Raw genomic sequence first — 14,994 nt, forward strand, 5'->3', positions numbered from 1 at the left:
CCGCCCGCCGCCGGCCCGGTCCGTCCACTGTGGACGGTTCGGGTCAGTGGTGGTCGTGCGGCCGGTACACGTGCAGCATCGTGCCCGACGGGTACGTGGTCGCGGCGGCCAGGTCGAGGTGCAGCGCGCCCGGCAGGCCCCGGAAGACCGGCTCGCCACCGCCGTACGCGACCGGCTGCACGACCAGCGCGTACTCGTCGATCAGGTGGGCGCGGGAGAGCGCCTGCGCGAACCCGGCGCCGCCCCAGGCGATGATCTCCCCGCCCGGCTGCCGCTTCAGCGCCCCGATCTCCGCGGTCAGTTCGCCGCGCGCGATGCTCGACTCCGGCCAGGTCGCCTCGCGCAGCGTCCGGGAGAACACGACCTTGCGGATGTCGTTCATCGGCGCCGCGTACTCGTCGGTCGACGTCGGCCAGAACGACGCCATCTCCAGGTACGTGACGCGACCCATCACGTGCGTACCGGCGCGGCGGATCCGGTCGAGTTTCCACCGTTTCAGCTCGGCCGGCTCGGGCAGCCCACCGGCGTGCCCGGCCGGCGAGACGACGTACCCGTCGACGGACGCGGTCATGATCAACACCACGGTACGCATGTCCGGCTCCTCCCGGCCGCGGTCACCCGAGATCCTTCCCGGTAGACGGCGCGGACCGGCCCGACTCATCGCCGGTCAGACGCTGATCCGGCCGGGCTGCGGTACCGGCGTCTCCACCACGTACGTCCAGCGCTCGTGCCGGGTGGCGCCGGCACAGGTGAGCCGGACCGCGAGCAGCTCGGGCCGACCGGTACGCGGCAGGTCGATGCGCCAGACGGCCGAGTCGCCGACCGCCAGGTCGGTCCAGGTGGCCGTCGCGGTCGGGTACGGCCCGTACCCCTGGCCGCCGGCGAACTGCACGCCCTTGGTCCGGATCTCGGCCGTCAGCGCCGACAGCGGCGACGGCTCGTCCAGCCGCAGCGTCAGCTTGTACCACGCGCCGCCGTTCACCGACTCGATCACCGCCGTGAACCGTGGCCGCCGGTCGTGGGTGAACTGCCTGGTCGCGGTCACCGCCTGGCGCCGCGTGTACCAGCCGGACCCGGCCGCGACGACGACCGCGCCGGCCGCCGCGTACGTGCCCGCGCCGAGGTGCGTGACCCATGCCCACAACGTCATGACCCGACCGTAAGGTGCCGGTCGCGTCCCGTCTCCGGCTGTTTGGCCGATCCCGGTTGGACCGTACCGGCACGATCCGGCTCGTCCGTCCCGACATCGACCCGTGCCGATCCGTCGCGCGACCGGCGGTGTGCTCAGGCGGACGCCTCGCTGTCCAGCGAGGACATCAGCGCCTCCGGGTACCGGCTGCCGGCCACCGCGTCCGCCGGTACGGCCCGGTCGACGTCGGCGAGGTCGTCCGCGGTGAGCGTGACGGCGAGCGCGTCGACGGCCGGTTGCAACCGCGCGACGGTACGCATGCCGACCAGCGGCACGATGTCGCTGCCCTGCGCCGCCACCCAGGCGATCGCCAGCTGCGGGACGGTGAGCCCGTGCCGGGCCGCGATCGGTTCGAGGCGGGCGACGAGGTCGAGGTTGCGCCGGAGGTTCTCGCCCTGGAAGCGCGGCCAGGCGGCGTGCGTGGCGTCCGCGGTCCCGCCGTTGCCGCTCGCGCCGATCAGCCCGCGGGACAGCACCCCGTACGCGGTGATGCCGATGCCGAGTTCGCGGCAGGTGTCGAGGATGCCGTTCTCGATGCCGCGGGTGAGCACCGAGTACTCGATCTGCAGGTCGCTGATCGGGTGCACGGCCGCGGCCCGGCGGATCGTCTCGGAGCCGACCTCGGACAGCCCGATGTGGCGTACGTAGCCGCGCTCGACCTGCTCGGCGATCGCGCCGACGGTGTCCTCGATCGGAACGTCCGGGTCGAGCCGCCCCGGGCGGTAGATGTCGACGTGGTCGGTGCCGAGCCGGTTCAGGGAGTACGCGAGGAAGTTGCCGACCGCGGCCGGGCGCGCGTCGAAGCCGACGAACCGGCCCGCCGGATCCCGCATCCCACCGAACTTCACGCTCAGCACGTACTCGTCGCGGCGGCGGTCCCGCAGGGCGCGGCCGAGCAGCATCTCGTTGTGGCCGTTGCCGTAGAAGTCGCCGGTGTCGAGCAGCGTGACGCCGGCGTCGAGCGCCGCGTGGATGGTCCGGACGCTGTCGTCCTCGTCGGCACGCCCGTACGCGCCGGACATGCCCATGCAGCCGAGGCCGAGGGCGCCCACGGTCGGGCCGGTACTGCCGAGTGTCGTCGTGGTGATCGTCATGCGTCCACCATGGCGCGTCCGGGGACCGGCCGACAGGCATACCCGCTCCCAGGGACCGGCGGTCCCTGGATGCGTGCGGCGCCGCGGGGCACGGTGGGGACATGGACCGTGCCGCACTCGCCGACCTGCTGCGTACCCGCCGGGAACGGCTCGCGCCCGCCGACGTCGGCCTCCCGTCCGGCACCCGCCGCCGTACGCCGGGGCTGCGCCGGGACGAGGTCGCGGCGCTCGCGTCGATCTCCACCGACTACTACACCCGGCTCGAACAGCGCCGCGGCCCGCACCCGTCCACCGCCGTACTCGCCGCGCTGGCGCGGGCCCTGCGCCTCACCGACGACGAGCGCGACCACCTGTTCCACCTGACCGGGCAGCCCGCGCCGGAACGGCACAGTACGGGTGCGCACGTCAGCCCCGGCCTGCTGTACCTGCTGGACCGGTTGGTGGACACGCCCGCGCTGGTGGTCGACGACCTGTGCGGCGTCCTGGTGCAGAACCGGATGTCGACGCTGGTGTCCGGCGACCTGACCGGGCTGACCGGCCGCGCCCGCAACGCGGTGTGGCGCTGGTTCACCGACCCGGCGGCGCGCGAGCGCGTACCGGAGGAGGACTGGGCGGTGCACTCCCGGACGCACGCCGCGGACCTGCGTGCGGCGGCCGGGCGCCGCGCCGGTGACCCGGACGTCGAGGCGATGGTGGCCGACCTGATCGCCGCGAGCCCGGAGTTCGCCGCCGTGTGGGCGGAGCACGAGGTCGCCGTGCGGCACGCGGACACCAAGCGCATCGTGCACCCCGAGGTCGGCCTGCTGGACCTGCTGTGCGAGCGCCTCACCCGGGACGTCGACGGTACGACGCTCGTCCTGCTGCATCCGCGTCCGGGCACCGACTGCCGCGACAAGCTCGACCTCCTCGCGGTGGTCGGCAGCCAGGACCTGCGCCCCGCCGACTGACGGTTCCCTTGCCCGCACGAGACACCGGATACTGGGCCGATGCCGATCGACGCGGAACCGTACGACGTTGCGTTCGCCAGCGGGGAGGTCACGCTGGCCGGCGCGCTGGCGGTACCGGAGGGGGACGGGCCGCGTCCCGGGGTGGTGCTGGTCGGTGGGTCCGGGCCGTCCGATCGGCACAACGACACCTTCTTTCCGCCGATCCGCCGGCATCTCGTCGACTCGGGTGTCGCGGTGCTGTCGTACGACAAGCGCGGGGTGGGTGCGTCGTCCGGTGACTGGCTCGCGTCGACGATGGACGACCTTGCGGCCGACGCGGACGCGGCTCTGCGCTTCCTGCGTACGCGGCCGGGTGTGCGGTCCGATGCGGTGGGGCTGTTCGGGCACAGCGAAGGCGGGTGGGTGGTGCTGCGGGCGGCGGCCGGTCGGGATGACGTCGCCTGGGTGGTCACCAACAGCGGCCCCGGTACGACGCCGGCCGTTCAGGACCGCCATGCCCTGCTCACCGCGGTACGCCGGGACGGCTCGGCGACGCGGGCCGAGGTCGACGCCGCCGCGGAGACGTACGACAGGGTGATGGCGGTGGGACGTCGCGGTGGGAGTTTCGCCGAGGCGTGCGCGGTGGTCGAGGCGGCCGAGGTGCCGGCGGCGTTCACGGACTTCTGGGCGGACGTGGACGAGCGGCTGTGGAGGTTCCGGGCGCGGAAGCAGGACCACGATCCGATCCCGGACGTCTGCCGGCTGCGGTGCCCGCACCTCGCCGTGTTCGGCGCCGCGGACGAGCTGGTTCCCGTCGCCGACAGTCTCGCCTTGTTCGGCCGGGCGGCGTGCCGGCCGGGCCGGGACCGCCGCGCGTCGCTGACCGTCGAGGTGTTCCCGGGCGCCGACCACCGGCTCGGGACGGCCGCCGGCCTGGCGCCCGGGTACCTGGACGCGCTGGCCCGATGGATCGGCGCGCGCACCGGGAGCCGTACGAGCGCGTGACGGCTCGGTCAGGCCAGGGGAGCGTGGTGACGCCTCAGATCCAGGACGCGTCGCTGGCCGAGCCGACTACGGCGTACGACGAGCTGGTGGCGCGGGCGGCGGACCTCGACCCGGCAGTCCACTGTGGACACCGCGGTCACGGGGTGCGGAAGCCGCGGAACGTCACCGTTCTCCGGGTCGTGAAGCCGAGCCGCTCGTACAGTGCGAGGGCGCCGGTGTTGGCCTCGGCGACGTGCAGGAACGGCCGCTCGCCGCGCGCCGTGATGCCCGCCACGAGGGTACCGACCAGCCGGGCGGCGTACCCCCGGCCGCGTGCCTCGGGGGCCGTGCAGACGGCGCTGATCTCGGTCCAGCCGGGCGGCCGGAGGCGTTCGCCGGCCATCGCGACGAGCGTCCCGTCGACCCGGATCCCGAGGTAGCGGCCCATGTCCCGGGTACGCGGCCGGAACGGTCCGGGCTTCGTCCGCGCCACCAGGTCGAGCATCTCCGGCAGGCTGTCCGCACCCAGCTCGACGACCTCGCCGCCGGCCACCGGCCGTGCCCCGCCGGTTTCCGGCCGTACGGTGCCGGTCCAGGTCAGCTGGCGGCCGTCCAGGGCGAACACCGGCTCCCAGTCCGGGGGTGGGGTGGCCGTACCGCTGAACAGGTCGGCGAACCCGCCGGAGCCGAGCAGCGCGGCCAGGTCGGCCCAGTCCGCGGCGTCCGGAACGGCCGGCAGCGCCGAGAACGTCGCGACCTCCGGCAGGTACGTCGCGACCCGGCCCCGCCGCCGCGCCAGGTGCGCGTGCCGCCCGTGCAGCGAGGCGCCGACCGGGTCGTCGAGTACGGAGGGGTCGCTGGACATCGTGCCGTGCCTCCCGCGTCGTACGGTCCCGCCCGGTGCGGGCGTACGGAACGCTACGCCCGCGGCCCGGCGGTACGACGCGGCTGCCGGGCCCGGAGCGACCCGGGCCACTGCCGTACCGCCGGGGGAGCGGTCAGCGGGCGGCGGCGGCGAACATGCCCGCCTCGTACGAGCCGCCCTTGGTCCGGGTGATCACCAGCAGCCGGTTCGCCGCGTTGATCATCGCCACCAGGTACACCAGCGCGGCGACCTCGTCATCGGTGTAGTGCTCGCGCACCAGCGCCCACGTCTCGTCCGACACCCCCTCGTACGCGTCCGCCAGCCGGGTACCCTCCTCCGCGAACGCCAGCGCCGCGCGCTCCGCGTCGGAGTACACGGTGGACTCGCGCCACGCGGCGACCAGGTTGACGCGGACCGGGGGCTCGCCGGCGGCGGCGAGTTCCTTCGTGTGGGCGTCGACGCAGAAGCCGCACCCGTTGATCTGGCTGGCCCGCAGCTCCACCATTTCCACCGTGGACTTCGGCAGCGTCGACTCCAGGATCGCGGCGCTGGCGCCCGCGAACCGCTTGCCGATCCGCGCGCCGAGGCCGTTGCCGTTCAGGTCGAAACGGGGCTCGTTCATGGTTCCTCACTCGGGTCGATCGATGTGGACGACCATGGGACGACCGCCGGCCGCGGCGCGTCACGCGGACCGCCCTGTGACCGGCCCCACCGCCGATACCGTGTTACGGCGGGAGCCCCGGCGGCGTCCGATGGGTGACCCGTCCGTACCAGAGGAGGAGCGTCACCGATGGCCGGCAGCACCCCCGACGACCGCGGTACCGGCGAGCGGCGGCCCGACCCGGCCACCGAGACGTTCGTCGCGCACCGCAGCCTGCTCTTCACCGTCGCGTACGAGATGCTCTCCTCGGCGGCGGACGCCGAGGACGTGCTGCAGGAAACCTGGCTGCGATGGTCCCGGGTGGACCTCGACACGGTGCGCGAGCCGCGGGCGTACCTGGTGCGGATCACGACCCGGCAGGCGCTGGACCGGCTGCGCGCCCTGTCCCGCCGGCGCGAGTCGTACGTGGGGCCGTGGCTGCCCGAGCCGCTGCTCACCTCGCCCGACGTGGCCGACGACGTCGAACTCGCCGACAACGTCTCGATGGCCATGCTGCTCGTCCTGGAGACCCTGACCCCGGTCGAGCGCGCCGTGTTCGTCCTCCGCGACGTCTTCGACTTCGGGTACGACGAGATCGCCGCCGCGGTCGACCGCACCCCCGCCGCCGTACGCCAGCTCGCGTACCGGGCGCGCTCGCACGTGGCCGCCCGCCGGCCGCGCGAGGCCGTGTCCGCCGACCAGGCCCGCGACGCGCTCGGCGCGTTCCAGCGCGCCGTCACCACCGGCGACCTCCACCACCTCCTCGACGTACTCGCCCCCGACGTGGTGTTCCTCGGCGACGGCGGCGGCGTCGCGCAGGCCGCGCTGGAACCGGTCGTCGGCGCCGAGGCGGTCGCCGCCGTACTCGGCGCCGGGCTCGGTAACCTTGCCGCGCGTTCCCTGGAACCCGCGCAGGTCAACGGGCACCCGGCGCTGATCCTGCGGCTCGACGGCCGCATCGACACCGTCATCGCGGTACGCGTCGACGACGGTCTCGTCACCGGCCTGTACTCGGTGCGCAACCCCGACAAGCTCGCCCGCGTCGACCGGGAGACCACCCTCCGCCGCTGATCCCGCTCGGCCGGCGCCGCGGGGACGATCCCGAACGCCGACCCGTCCGACGAGGGGCGGGTGACACTGCGACCGGGTCGTCTCCGCCAGCGTGATGGGCGCGGTGTGCGCAGTCCGTCGAGCGGTCGGGTGACTCACCCGTCCGACGACGCGACCCGGGGACGGTCCGCGGCGGCCACGGGCCGGAAGGCCGGGGCGTGGCGGGAGGCGAGTTGGACGAGGACGACGCCGCCGAGGATCAGGACGCCGCCGGCGAGGTGGTTCCAGCGGAGCGCCTCGCCGAGCAGGAGCGCGCCGAGCAGCGTCGAGGCCACCGGCGTCAGGTACGTGACGGTCGCGGCGACGGTCGCCCCCGCGGTACGGATCACGTTCAGGTTGATGATGTACGCGACGCCGGTGCCGAACGCGCCCAGTACGAGCAGGGCGGTGGCCGCGGTCCAGCCGGGCCAGTGCGGTGCGCCGGCGCCGACCGGTGCGACGAACGCGAGTTCGGCGGTGGCGCAACACATCTGGACGGCGGACAGGCCGGCGGCGGAGGTGGCGCGGTGCGCGAAGTACCGGCGGGTGTAGGCGAAGCCGGCGCCGTAGCAGAGGGTGGAGGCGACGCAGGCGAGCGAGCCGCCGAGCGTACCGGCGGGCAGGCCGCGCCAGGCGCCGATGAGGACGAAAACGCCGGCGAGCCCGACGCCGATCCCGCCGAGGCGCCGGCCGGTGAGCCGTTCGGCGGGGACGAGGGCGACCGCGAACAGCAGCGTGGCGAGCGGCGTGACGGCGTTGCAGAGTCCGGCGAACACCGACGACACGTGCGTCTCGCCGTACGCGACGAGGGTGAACGGGACGGTGTGCAGCAGCAGCGCGACGAGCAGCCCGTGCAGCCAGGTGCGGGGGTCGCGGGGAATGGTCTCGCGGCGCAGCAGGCAGATCGCGACGAGGGTGCCGGCGCCGAGCGCGCAGCGGATCAGCGCCAGCCACGGCGGTGCGACCCCGCCGTCGACGGCGAGCTTGATGAACGTGAAGCTCGCGCCCCAGATCACGGCGACGAGCAGGAACCCTGGTACCCAGCGAGGCGGACGCACGGGCAGCATCGTGGCCGCCCGGGGCATCATGAGTCCAACAACGAGAACAGACCAGCCCATGAGGACCGCTCATGAACGTCAGCGTGCCGCAGCTGCGCGCCTTCCTCGCCGTCGTCGACGAGGGCGGGTTCGGTGCCGCCGCGATCCGGCTCGGGATCAGCCAGTCCGCCGTCTCGCACGCCGTGTCGGCGCTCGAACGCAGCCTCGACGGCCCCGTCCTCGAACGCGCCGGGCGCACCCGCGCCACCGCGTACGGCGAGCGGATCATGCCGGCCGCGCGCGACCTGGTCGCCGCCGCCACCCGGATCGAACGCCTCGCCGACCACCGCGACGGCCAGCCCGCCGGCACCGTACGGCTGGCCGCGCCGCCCACGGCGTGCCAGGGACTGCTGCCCGCGCTGCTGGCCCGGTGGCGTACCGAGTTGCCGCGGGTCGACGTGGAACTGTTCGAGGGGGAGGACGACGAGGTCGCCGGCTGGCTCGCGGCCCGCACCGTCGACCTCGCCGTACTCGTGGACGCGCCGGCGGGACGGGGCGTGACGCTCGCCGAGGACGCGTTCTGCGCGCTGCTGCGCCGCGACCACCCGCTCGCCGGTGAGGCGGCCGTCGATGTCGCCGACCTGGCCGACGACCCGTTCCTGCTGTCCCGTGGCGGCTGCGAGCGCCACATCCGCCGGCTGCACCGTGCCGCGCGAGTCCCGTTCGCCCCCACCCATCGGGTACGGGAGATGGGGACGTTGCTGGCGATGGTGCGGGCCGGGGTCGGCGTGTCGATCGTGCCGGACCTGGCGACGGCGATGCTCGACTCCACGCTCACGCTCGTACCGGTGCGGCCCCGGCGTACGCGACGGTTGGTGCTGGCCGGGCACGACGACGCCGGCCCGGCCGCCGCCGCGGTCCTCGCCCTCGCCGCGGACCGTCGCTGACCCGCGGTCCGCCGGCGGTCAGCGCCGGGCGTCCCCGGCCGGCAGGCCGAACTGTGCCGCGACGCGCGCGGTGAGCTCGTCCTCGCCGAGGCTCCCGTCGACCTCGATCGAGGGCAGCCCCAGCCGCGCGAGGTCCGCGGTGAGCCGGTCGGTGAACAGCCCGTCGCGGACGAGCAGGTTGTCCAGCGCCCGCTCCGGATCGCTGGTACGCCCGGCGATCGACCACAGGGATCCGCGGTGCTCGAACGCGGCCCGCCGGAACGCGGGCGTCGGCAGCAGCCACACCGCCTGCCGCGGCTCGGCCAGCAGCGGGCGTACCAGATGGGGCAGGGCACGGAAACCCTCGACCACCACGCCGGTGTCGGCACCCTGGTCGAGCAGGTCCTCGACGATCAGCCGGAACCCCTCCCCGCGGTACCAGTGGAACGTGTCGAGCATGGTGTGCGGACTGCGCAGCAGCCACCGCTGGTCCATGTCCATGCCGATGAACTCGTGCAGGTACGGGCTGTCCGCCGGCGTGGTGCGCCCGGTGTGGTCGGACATCAGCGCGTCGGTGTCGTAGATCCGCAGCCCGTACCGGTCGGCGAGGTGCCGGGCGACGGTCGACTTGCCGCCACCCGAGCCCCCACCGATCCAGTACACGTGGCGCAGCCGGCGCCGCAGCGTCTCGGTGTCGGCCGGGTACGGCTGGTCGGTCATGCGTGGTTCCTCCTCGGTGCCGGGCTCCCTCCCAGCCTGCCATCCCGACCGGTGGCGACGTCAGGGGCGCTGCGGGCCGGTGGTGCCGCCGGCCCGCGATGTACGTCAGGAGGTGTAGTTCCGGCCCGGTGCCCTGCCCGGCACCGGCTTGGCGATCAACGCGACCGGTACGAAGAAGCAGATCTGCCCGATGGCGAACACCAGCGTCCACAGCGCCCTGTGGTCGTCGAAGTCCGGTTCGCCGCGCCGTACCGGTGGCCGGCCGGCCGCGTACCGGATGGTGTTCCGAAGACTCCGACGACGCGGTCGGCCGAAACGTCAGGCGCCACCCGCGTCGTGCGGCGGAATGCCGCCCGCGGAACGGAAAGCGCGGCCATCTGTCCACAATGGAGCATCCGCGGCGGGTCAGCGGGGCGCGGACAGGACGCGGGCGACGAGCGTGGCGACCAGCTCGTCGGTCCGGTACTGGTCCGGGATCGCCGGCAGGGTCAGGTCGTCGAGCAGCAGGCCGGACATCGCGAAGTACAGCAGGGCCACGCCGATGCGGTCGCCGGGCAGCCCGGCACCGAGGTGGAAGTCGATCAGCTCGGTGTGTTCGGCGGTGAGGAAGCCGCCCAGTTCGTCGCCGAGCGCGGCGCGCCGGGTCGCCTCCAGCCGCAGTTCGAGCATGGCGAGGTTGCTGGCGCGGTCGGCGCGCATCCGGTCCACGAGCTGCCGCATCAGTTCGGCGACCAGCTTCGCGTCGCGCGGTGCGCGCATCGTCCTCTCGACGACGGCGGGGTCGGGCGCGAGCCGTTCCCGGGTCCGGCGCATCACCTGGCCGAGCAGGTCGTCGCGGTCCCGGAAGTAGTTCGTGGCCGTGCCGGTCGGTACGGAGGCGGCGGCGTCGATGGCGCGCAGCGTCAGGCCGCGCGACCCGTCCCGGGCGAGTACGTCGATGGCGGCGTCGAGCAGCGCGGTGCGCCGGGCCGGGTTCTGTCGCATGCGGGCGGCTCCCGAAGGTCGTTGACACCACTGCAAGTGCAGTGCTAACTTCTGACCACTGCAAGCGCAGTGCTTTAGCAGACCGTACTACCAAGGAGCACGTATCCGCACGCTCACGTACCTCGTCGCCGTCACGCTCGACGGGTTCGTCGCCGGCCCGGATGGCGCCGACCCGACCGGACCCGGCGGCTTCTGGCCGGTCACCGCCGCCGACATCGCCTACCTGACGGCGACGTACCCGGAGACGCTGCCCGGCCCGGCGCGTACCGCGCTGTCGGTGACCGCCGACGGCGACCACTTCGACACCGTGCTGGAGGGCCGGCGCAGCTATCAGGTCGGCCTCGACGCGGGCGTCACGAACGCGTACCCGCACCTGCGACACGTGGTGTTCTCCCGCACGCTGGCCGAGAGCCCGGACCCCGGCGTCGAGCTCGTCGCGACCGACCCGGTGGCGTACGTGCGGGAGCTGAAACGCCAGCAGGGCAAGGGAATCTGGCTCGTCGGCGGGGCCACGCTCGCCGCCGCGCTGCGACCCGAGATCGACCGGCTCGTCATCAAGCGCGCCCCGATCGCCATCGGCTCGGGCATCCCGCTGTTCGCGGGGGAGTTCGCGGTCGACACGTACCGGCCGGTGCACAGCGACGCGCTCGACTCGGGCGTCGTCGTCACCACGTACGAGCGGCCGGCGCCGACGCTGCCGACCGAACGGTTCGACCTGCGGCCGCTCACCCGGCAGCAGGCCGAGCGCATCCTCGCCGACGACCGGACCGGCCAACCCTGGTCACCCGGGTACCCGCGGGCGGACGACCGCGACGTGGCCCGGATGGCGCTGCGGCACGACGCGGCGGACGACCCGTGGTTCGGCGCGTTGCAGATCGTGGACCGCGACACCGGTCTCGTCGTCGGTGGGCTCGGCTGCTTCGGCCCGCCCGGCGACGACCGCACCGTCGAGTTCGGGTACGGCGTGGCGCCGGAGGTCGAGGGCCGCGGCATCGCCACCGAGGCCGTACGCGGGCTGCTCGACCACGTGTTCGCCACCGGGCGGGTCGACCTGGTGCGCGCCGACACCACGCACGACAACCTCGGATCCCAGCGGGTACTGGAGAAGGCCGGCCTGCACCGGTACGCCAGCGACGACCGCCTGCACTACTACGAGCGGCGCCGTACGACGTGACCGCCCGTCACGGGCGGAGCGTGACCTTGCCGGTGGTCGTACGGGCGAGCAGGTCACCGAACGCCCGGCGCACGTCACCGAGGCCGTACGCGGCGTCCGTGCGCGGGGTCAGCACGCCGTCGGCGACCAGCCGGAACATCGCCGCCAGCGGCTCCGCGTACGCGCCGGGCACGGCGAGCGCCGGCCGCAGCCAGAACCCGAGTACGGCCGTGTTGCGTTCGGCGAGGGCGCCCGGATCGACCAGCGGGCGCCCCTCGCGCGACGCGTTGCCGAAAGTGACCAGCCGACCGAACGGGGCCAGTACGTCGAGCCCGGCGGTGAACACCCGGCCGCCCACCGACTCCAGTACGACGTCGACGGGGTGGCCGTCGTTCGCGGCGAGCACCCGCTCGGCGTAGCCGTCCGCGTCGCCCGGGACCGCGGCGTCCGCGCCGATCGACCGCGCGTACGCCCGGCGTTCCGGTGTCGATGCGACCGCCACGACCCGGCCCGCGCCGAAGTGCCGGGCCAGCTGGACGGCGAGCGAGCCGACACCGCCCGCCGCGGCGTTGACGACGACCGACTCGCCCGGCCGGATCCGGGCGCAGCTCGCCAGTGCGTGCCAGGCGGTCAGACCCTGCACCAGCAACGCGAGCGCGGCGGCGTCGCCCACCCCCTCCGGTACGGTCACCGCGTCCGCGGCGGAAATCACCGCGCGCTCCGCGAACCCGCCACCGGCGAACGTCGGCGCGAGCACCCGGCGACCGTCCGCGGTGCGCCCCACCACCTCCGTACCCGGCACGAACGGCAGCTCCGGCGTCGGCCGGTACGTGCCCGCGATCCGCCCCGTGTCGGCGAAGTTGACGCCTGCGGCGAGGACGTCGACGACCACCTGCCCGTCCGCGGCGACCGGCGCGGCGGTCTCGACCAGCTCCAGTACCTCCGGCCCGCCGAACCGGTCCACCCGTACCGCCCGCACCCGTTCCCCCTCCACCGCCGATTGTCCACCACATCACTCGGTTTTACGTCGACGGTACGCGCCCGCTCGGTGCCAGCGGCGTACGGCCCGCGACGGACTCGGCGTTGGTGACCGGGCGGCTGACGCGAGGCGCCGGAACCCTTCCGCCGCAACGGATCCCGTACGTCCGGCCGTGTCGGCGGACATCGACGCCGCGCGCGTCGACGAGTGGTCGAGTCGGAGTCGTCCGCGCCCCGGGCGGCGCCATGAGTCCCGCCGCATCCGGCGCCACGAACCACCCCGCGCTCCGGCCGGGTGTATGCCTTCCACCGGCCCGCCACCGCGCCCCGCAGGACGTTCCGCGCGTCGATGGTGTGCCAGCCGCCCGGGTCGCCCGGCGGACGATGTGCCCCGGTGCCGGTCCGGGACGGCACGCGCGGGTTCGGCCGGTACGGCGGTGTTAGAGGTCCTAACAGAAAGGCGTCGGAAGGCTGGCGAGGCTCAGGGCGGGGCTGCCAAGGCGGAGGTGCAGTCGCATACCGGTGTTGTATGCGACTGTGCCGACAACGTCGGCAGCGTCGTCCTGAGTCCGCCAGGCGCCGACAGTCCTTTCTGTTAGGACCTCTTAGGCTGCCGGCATGTCGCGCATCGCCTACAAGCTGCCCCTGTACGGGGTGGACACCGAGCGCGGCGACCTCGCTTCGATGCCGTGACGCGACAGCGGATCCCGCTGCCCTCCCGTCACCGTCCACGGCCATCCCGACCTTCCGGAGCGATCCCGTGTCCCTGCCCGACGTCATCCGTGCCCTGCCCAAGACCGACCTGCACCTGCACCTGGTCGGCTCGGCGTCCGTACCGACAGTGCTCGACCTGGCCCGCCGGCATCCGGCGGCCGGCATCCGACCGGACGCCGAGCACCTGCGCCGCTTCTACACGTTCACCGACTTCGCCCACTTCATCGACGTGTACCACGCCGTCGACCAGCTCGTACGCACGCCGGAGGACGTGACCGCGCTGATCGTCGGCGCCGCCCGGGATGCCGCGGCCAACAACGTCCGGTGGGCCGAACTGACCGTCACCGCGAGCACCCATCTGGGGGTGGGGATGGATCCGGGCGCGCTCGCCGCGGCGATGGCGGCCGGCCGCGAGACCGCGCTGCGCGAGCACGGCGTACGCCTCGGGTTCATCGTGGACACGCCCGCCGAGTACGGCCTGGATGCGGCCGACGCGACGACCGCCTTCCTGCGCCACCACGCGCCGCCCGGTACGGTCGCGGTCGGGCTCGCCGGCCTGGAGCAGGCCGCACCCCGCGCCCTGTTCGCGCGGTACGTCGAGCAGGGGCGCGACCTGGGCTACCGCGCGGTCATCCACGCGGGCGAGTCGACCGGGCCGGACGCCGTCCGGTCGGCGCTGCACGACCTGCACGCGGACCGCATCGGCCACGGCATCGCCGCGGTCGCCGACCCCGAACTGCTCGCCCACCTCGCCCACACCGGTACGCCGCTGGAGGTGTGCCCGACGTCGAACCTGCGTACCGGGGTGGTGGCCGATCCCGCGCGGCACCCGGTCGTCGAGCTGCTGCGCGCCGGGGTGACCGTCACGCTGGGGACCGACGACCCGGGCATGTTCGACACCAACCTGTGCCGGGAGTACGGGTACGTGGCCCGGCTCGCCGGGTTGGACGCCCACGGGGTCGCCGGGATCGCCCGCGCCGGCGTACGCGCCTCGTTCGCCCCGGACGAGCTGAAACGCGACCTGCTCACCGAGATCGACGCCACCCTCTGACGCGGTACGCCGCGGTCCGGCCCGTGCGCGCGGGCCGCGGCTCACCGGCTCCGTCGGACGACGGTACCGACGGGGCGCTGCGTGGCCGTCGGCAGTGCGGCGGGCCGGGGAACGCGCCGAACCGTTGGCGCGTCTCACTGCCATGCCGAAGCATCCTGTCCGTCTCGCGGTGATCGCCGCCGTGGTCATAGCGGCCGTGGTCACGATCGGGCCCTGGCCGGTCGCGTCGCTGTGGCGGGGAAGCGGGATCCGCGGTCAGACGACGGTGGGGCCGACCTGCCCGGCCAGCAGCCCGGGGCACCCGTGCCCACCACCCGGGCACGTACGAGTGTGGTTGGTGCTGACCCGGCACGGCTGGCCCGGCGTCTTCGCGATCTCGCGCACCGACGCGGCCGGCAGGTTCCGGGTGGGTGTGCCGCCGGGCGACTACACGGTGCGCGTGGAATGGCCCGGCGCCGCCTTCGACGGCTCCCCGTTCCCGGTCCTGCGGAACCCGGTGGTGCCGGTGCGGGTACGCCCGCACTCCTTCACGACCGTCCCGCTGGGGTTCGACTCGGGAATCCGTTGAACACACCGGTATCGAGGGGCCCACGCCCGCTGCGCTGACCGTCCGGTACGTGCAGACCGCCCGGAGCGTTGGTCGT

Annotated in this window: 16 protein-coding genes; 7 read left to right on the forward strand and 9 right to left on the reverse strand. The window is 74.1% G+C overall.

Annotated elements, in window-relative coordinates; genetic code table 11:
- Positions 1-43: 43 nt before the first annotated feature.
- The 3 genes from Aru02nite_RS35085 to Aru02nite_RS35095 form a co-directional block, all read right to left on the reverse strand.
- Entirely contained in the window at positions 44-592 is a 549-nt protein-coding gene (locus Aru02nite_RS35085) for a dihydrofolate reductase family protein (protein ID WP_203664827.1), read from the reverse strand.
- Between the two features lie 75 nt (positions 593-667).
- The gene (locus Aru02nite_RS35090; protein ID WP_203664829.1) at positions 668-1,150 is read right to left on the reverse strand and encodes a hypothetical protein; all 483 of its coding nucleotides are present in this window, start codon (positions 1,148-1,150) and stop codon (positions 668-670) included.
- 134 nt (positions 1,151-1,284) lie between these two features.
- Positions 1,285-2,283 (reverse strand): aldo/keto reductase, encoded by a 999-nt coding sequence (locus Aru02nite_RS35095; protein ID WP_203664831.1) that lies wholly within the window; start codon positions 2,281-2,283, stop codon positions 1,285-1,287.
- A 101-nt stretch (positions 2,284-2,384) separates the two neighbouring features.
- Between Aru02nite_RS35095 and Aru02nite_RS35100 the strand changes: the two genes are divergently transcribed.
- Together Aru02nite_RS35100 and Aru02nite_RS35105 are read left to right on the forward strand one after the other, a co-directional pair.
- The gene (locus tag Aru02nite_RS35100; RefSeq protein ID WP_203664833.1) at positions 2,385-3,230 is read left to right on the forward strand and encodes a helix-turn-helix transcriptional regulator; all 846 of its coding nucleotides are present in this window, start codon (positions 2,385-2,387) and stop codon (positions 3,228-3,230) included.
- Positions 3,231-3,269: 39 nt separating this feature from the next.
- Positions 3,270-4,214 (forward strand): alpha/beta hydrolase family protein, encoded by a 945-nt coding sequence (locus tag Aru02nite_RS35105; RefSeq protein WP_203664834.1) that lies wholly within the window; start codon positions 3,270-3,272, stop codon positions 4,212-4,214.
- A 136-nt stretch (positions 4,215-4,350) separates the two neighbouring features.
- Here Aru02nite_RS35105 and Aru02nite_RS35110 read toward each other — a convergent pair whose 3' ends face one another.
- Both Aru02nite_RS35110 and Aru02nite_RS35115 read right to left on the reverse strand, forming a co-directional pair.
- Positions 4,351-5,058, reverse strand: a complete 708-nt coding sequence (locus tag Aru02nite_RS35110; protein ID WP_203664835.1) for a GNAT family N-acetyltransferase — start codon at positions 5,056-5,058, stop codon at positions 4,351-4,353.
- A gap of 133 nt (positions 5,059-5,191) precedes the next feature.
- The gene (locus tag Aru02nite_RS35115; protein ID WP_203664836.1) at positions 5,192-5,680 is read right to left on the reverse strand and encodes a carboxymuconolactone decarboxylase family protein; all 489 of its coding nucleotides are present in this window, start codon (positions 5,678-5,680) and stop codon (positions 5,192-5,194) included.
- A 168-nt stretch (positions 5,681-5,848) separates the two neighbouring features.
- Between Aru02nite_RS35115 and Aru02nite_RS35120 the strand changes: the two genes are divergently transcribed.
- Positions 5,849-6,769, forward strand: coding sequence for an RNA polymerase sigma-70 factor (locus tag Aru02nite_RS35120; protein ID WP_203664837.1), 921 nt, complete (start codon positions 5,849-5,851; stop codon positions 6,767-6,769).
- Positions 6,770-6,903: 134 nt separating this feature from the next.
- On the opposite strand, the gene Aru02nite_RS35125 is transcribed toward Aru02nite_RS35120, so the two are convergent.
- Positions 6,904-7,845, reverse strand: coding sequence for a DMT family transporter (locus Aru02nite_RS35125; protein ID WP_203664838.1), 942 nt, complete (start codon positions 7,843-7,845; stop codon positions 6,904-6,906).
- Positions 7,846-7,916: 71 nt separating this feature from the next.
- Between Aru02nite_RS35125 and Aru02nite_RS35130 the strand changes: the two genes are divergently transcribed.
- Positions 7,917-8,771, forward strand: coding sequence for a LysR family transcriptional regulator (locus tag Aru02nite_RS35130; RefSeq protein WP_203664839.1), 855 nt, complete (start codon positions 7,917-7,919; stop codon positions 8,769-8,771).
- Positions 8,772-8,789: 18 nt separating this feature from the next.
- On the opposite strand, the gene Aru02nite_RS35135 is transcribed toward Aru02nite_RS35130, so the two are convergent.
- Complete coding sequence (locus Aru02nite_RS35135; protein WP_239077154.1) at positions 8,790-9,470, reverse strand: shikimate kinase; 681 nt, start codon at positions 9,468-9,470, stop codon at positions 8,790-8,792.
- A 405-nt stretch (positions 9,471-9,875) separates the two neighbouring features.
- The gene (locus Aru02nite_RS35140; RefSeq protein WP_203664841.1) at positions 9,876-10,454 is read right to left on the reverse strand and encodes a TetR/AcrR family transcriptional regulator; all 579 of its coding nucleotides are present in this window, start codon (positions 10,452-10,454) and stop codon (positions 9,876-9,878) included.
- 103 nt (positions 10,455-10,557) lie between these two features.
- Between Aru02nite_RS35140 and Aru02nite_RS37060 the strand changes: the two genes are divergently transcribed.
- A complete protein-coding gene (locus Aru02nite_RS37060; RefSeq protein WP_239077162.1) occupies positions 10,558-11,628 on the forward strand; it encodes a GNAT family N-acetyltransferase in 1,071 nt (356 codons plus the stop codon).
- A gap of 7 nt (positions 11,629-11,635) precedes the next feature.
- On the opposite strand, the gene Aru02nite_RS35150 is transcribed toward Aru02nite_RS37060, so the two are convergent.
- Positions 11,636-12,601 carry a quinone oxidoreductase family protein gene (locus Aru02nite_RS35150; RefSeq protein WP_239077155.1) on the reverse strand — a complete coding sequence of 322 codons (966 nt, stop codon included), beginning with the start codon at positions 12,599-12,601 and terminating at the stop codon, positions 11,636-11,638.
- A 744-nt stretch (positions 12,602-13,345) separates the two neighbouring features.
- Here Aru02nite_RS35150 and add point away from each other — a divergent pair.
- Both add and Aru02nite_RS35160 read left to right on the forward strand, forming a co-directional pair.
- The gene (gene add / locus Aru02nite_RS35155) at positions 13,346-14,350 is read left to right on the forward strand and encodes an adenosine deaminase (protein ID WP_203664843.1); all 1,005 of its coding nucleotides are present in this window, start codon (positions 13,346-13,348) and stop codon (positions 14,348-14,350) included.
- A 334-nt stretch (positions 14,351-14,684) separates the two neighbouring features.
- Complete coding sequence (locus Aru02nite_RS35160) at positions 14,685-14,918, forward strand: carboxypeptidase-like regulatory domain-containing protein (protein WP_203664845.1); 234 nt, start codon at positions 14,685-14,687, stop codon at positions 14,916-14,918.
- Positions 14,919-14,994: the final 76 nt, after the last annotated feature.

Source organism: Actinocatenispora rupis (assembly GCF_016861975.1).
GTDB classification, from domain to species: Bacteria; Actinomycetota; Actinomycetes; order Mycobacteriales; family Micromonosporaceae; genus Actinocatenispora; species Actinocatenispora rupis.